Annotated in this window: 2 protein-coding genes and 1 pseudogene; all 3 read right to left on the reverse strand. The window is 66.0% G+C overall.

The annotated features are described in order from the left end of the window. Positions 1 to 2 precede the first annotated feature (2 nt). Positions 3 to 1,154 (reverse strand): S9 family peptidase, encoded by a 1,152-nt coding sequence (locus tag AX703_RS16230; protein WP_062345524.1) that lies wholly within the window; start codon positions 1,152 to 1,154, stop codon positions 3 to 5. Between the two features lie 9 nt (positions 1,155 to 1,163). Continuing rightward, a complete protein-coding gene (locus tag AX703_RS16235; protein WP_062345526.1) occupies positions 1,164 to 1,922 on the reverse strand; it encodes an SDR family NAD(P)-dependent oxidoreductase in 759 nt (252 codons plus the stop codon). 10 nt (positions 1,923 to 1,932) lie between these two features. Beyond that, positions 1,933 to 3,329 (reverse strand): annotated as a pseudogene (hisD, locus tag AX703_RS16240) (histidinol dehydrogenase). Positions 3,330 to 3,370 lie beyond the last annotated feature (41 nt).

Below are 3,370 nucleotides of genomic sequence, written 5' to 3' on the forward strand. Positions count from 1 at the left end.
GTCTACACCATTTCGTTGAATGTTTGGGCGCACCAGTCTGCGATGTAGTCGCGCATGGCGGTGCCGTTGTCGGCGCCGCAGTGTTCGACTTCGAAGTCGGCTTTTGTGAAGATGCGCAGGGAGCGTTTTGGGCTGTTGGTGGCCTGATCGTAGCTCATGTGGGCGTTGTAGACGGGGATCTGGCGGTCGTTTTCGCCGTGGGTGACGAGGAATGGCACGCGGATCTTGTCCACCTGTCCGTCGAGGGTGATCTGGTCGGCATAGGCGAGGAAGGCCTCGCGATCGTCGATGCCGAAGACCCACATGACGTGGTCCCAGTAGTGTGGGACGGGGTTCTCGCCCTCGTTGGCGACGCGTTCGCGCTGGCGCTGGCCCCAGACGTGGTTTGCGCCCATGACGGCACACAGTGCGTAACGGGGATCGTTCGCGGCGATGCGCGGGGCGTGGTAGCCACCGAAGGACAGGCCGAAGATGCCGATCTTCGAGTGAATCACATCGCTGCGCGTCAGGAGATAGTCGAAGGCCGGGCTGCCCCAGCGTTCGGCGTCGTGGACGGCGGGGAGATTGCGCTTGCGGATCGCTTCGCCGGTGCCGGGCTGGTCGAGGAAGAGCGTGTTCATGCCGCGGGCCAGGTTCACCGCGCCATGGCCTGCCATGCACACCTGCTCCTTCATGGAATCGAGGCCATTGACCGAGACCAGCGTGGGCCGCGGCGTGCCGCTGCCATCGTGGACGAAGATCGCCGGATAGCTCGCTCCCTCGTAGGGGATCTCCACCTTCTCGACATGGAGGCCGCTGAGCGCGCTGCCCTTGTGGTAGAGTTCGAGGCCCTTGTTATAGGCCGCCCAGCGCGGCGCGTAGTCGCGGCTCTGCAGGCGCTCGGCCCCGAGGTAGTATCCCGAAGCGCGCAGGTACTTGGCGCCGGCCGAGAGGAGATAGCCATCGGCCTCGTCGCGTTCGGCATTGCGGGTCACCTGATCGGCCACGGCAATCCAGCTGTCGAACAGTTGTGCGGACCCGGCATCGGCGCCGGCCTTTGCCGCCTCCCGGACGGGCCGGCAGACCTCGTCCAGTTCGCCGTGGTTGCCGCCTGCGATCAGGGCAAGGTTGATGCCCAGGTTCCAGACATAGTTACCGGGAAAGGGTTCGAACATCGTGCAATCCTATTCTGCGGTCCAGCCGCCATCGACGACGAGGCTGGTTCCGGTCATCAGCGCGGAGGCGTCGGTTGCAAGGAACAGCACGGCGCCCATCAGGTCCTCGACCTTGCCGATCCGTCCCAGCTTGATCCTGGCCAGCACGCTGGCCCGGAAGGCCGGGTCGGCGAACATCGGCTCGGTCAGCGGGGTTTCGATGAAGGTCGGCGCGATCGTGTTCGATCGGATGCCATGCTGCGCCAGGTCGAGCGCAAAGGACTTGTTCATGCCTTCGATCGCCCATTTGCTTGCGCAATAGAGCGAGCGGTTGGGTCCGCCGACATGGCCCATCTGCGAGCCCATGTGGATGAGGGAGCCTGGCGTGCCGGTCTCGATCATCCGGCGGGCACAGGCCTGCGCGACGAAGAAGGCGGCGCGCAGGTTGAGGCCCAGGACGGCATCGTAGTCCGCTTCGCTCACCTCCCACATCGGCTTGGGGCGGTTGCTCCCGGCATTGTTGACCAGCACGTGAAACGGCTCGCGCTCGGCAAAGAACGCAGCCACGGCGTCGAGGTCGGCGACGTCGAGCGTGGCGCCTTGCGCGCCATTGCCGATCGCGGCTGCCGCTTGCGCGATCTCGCCGGACGAGCGGGCGACGAGAGTGACCGCCGCGCCCGCCTGGGCAAGGGCAGCGGCGGCGGCCAGACCGATGCCTCGCCCTGCGCCTGTCACGACCGCCCGCTTGCCATCAAGACGCAGCGAGGGGGTGCGGGGCAGGGGAGTCATGCCACGCCCCTCATGCTTTGGTCAGTTCACTCGGCGCGGCCTGCCCGGCGTAAGGCACAACGCGCCCGCCGAAGCGGCGCACGCGGATGTTGGCCTGCTCGCCGTGGCCGGCAAAGCCTTCCAGCGCGCAGAGGCGGCTGCAGTATTCGCCCACCAGCGCCGAAGCCTCGTCGGTCAGGACCTTCTGGTAGGTGCAGGTCTTGAGGAACTTGCCCACCCACAGGCCACCGGTATAGCGCGCCGCCTTCTTCGTGGGCAGGGTGTGGTTGGTGCCGATGACCTTGTCGCCGAACGAGACGTTGGTGCGATTGCCCAGGAACAGGGCGCCGTAGTTGGTCATGTTCTGCAGGAAGTAGTCAGGGTCGGCGGTCATCACCTGGACGTGCTCGCTGGCGATGTCGTCGGCAATGCGCACCATCATCTCGTAACTGTCGGCGACGATGACTTCACCGAACGCTTCCCACGCCTTGCGCGCGTGATCGGCGGTCGGCAGGATCTCGAGCAGACGGTCGATCTCGGCCATCGTGGCCCGCGCGAAGCTCTCCGAATTGGTCAGCAGCACGCCGGGGCTGTCCGGCCCGTGCTCGATCTGGCCGAGAATGTCGGTCGCGGCCATCTCCGGATCGCAGCCGATCTCGTCGGCAATGATCAGGGTCTCGGTCGGGCCGGCGAAGAGGTCGATGCCGACGCGGCCGAACAGCTGGCGCTTGGCTTCGGCGACGAAAGCGTTGCCGGGCCCGACGAGGATGTCGACCGGATCGATCGTCTCGGTGCCGATGGCCATGGCCCCGATCGCCTGGATGCCGCCCAGCGCATAGATGGTGTCCGCCCCGGCCAGGGCCTGCGCTGCAACGATGGCGCGCGCGGGCTTGCCCTGGAAGGGCGGGGCGCAGGTCACGACGCGCGGGACGCCGGCCACCTTGGCCGTGATCACCGACATGTGCGCCGAGGCCAGCAGCGGATACTTGCCACCGGCACATAGCAGCCGGCCGCCTGGATCGGGACGTTTCTGTGGCCAAGCACGACGCCAGGCATCGTCTCGACCTCGACGTCCTTCATGCTCTCGCGCTGGATCTGCGCGAAATTGCGCACCTGGGCCTGCGCAAACTCGATGTCCTTGCGCTCCTGCGGCGACAGGCTGTCCACCGCCGCATCGATCTCCGCCTGGCTCAGGCGATAGTCGTCACGGTCCCAGCCATCGAACTTCACGCTCATCTCGCGAACCGCAGCATCACCACGCTTCTCGATGTCCGCCAGCGCCGCCTCGACAACGTCACGAACCTTGCGATCCGCCTCCGCCTTGCTCTCCGCAGCAGCGCCGCGCTTCAGCCATATGGCCATGAATCTCCCCTCAAGTGCTTCCAACGCGCACCAACTGCAGGACCCGCCAAACCCACACCATCGCATTCTTTCGATGCCATCATATCGATCCAACGCCTTTGCTTCGG

It is taken from the genome of Novosphingobium sp. CCH12-A3 (genome assembly GCF_001556015.1).
Classification (GTDB): domain Bacteria; phylum Pseudomonadota; class Alphaproteobacteria; order Sphingomonadales; family Sphingomonadaceae; genus Novosphingobium; species Novosphingobium subterraneum.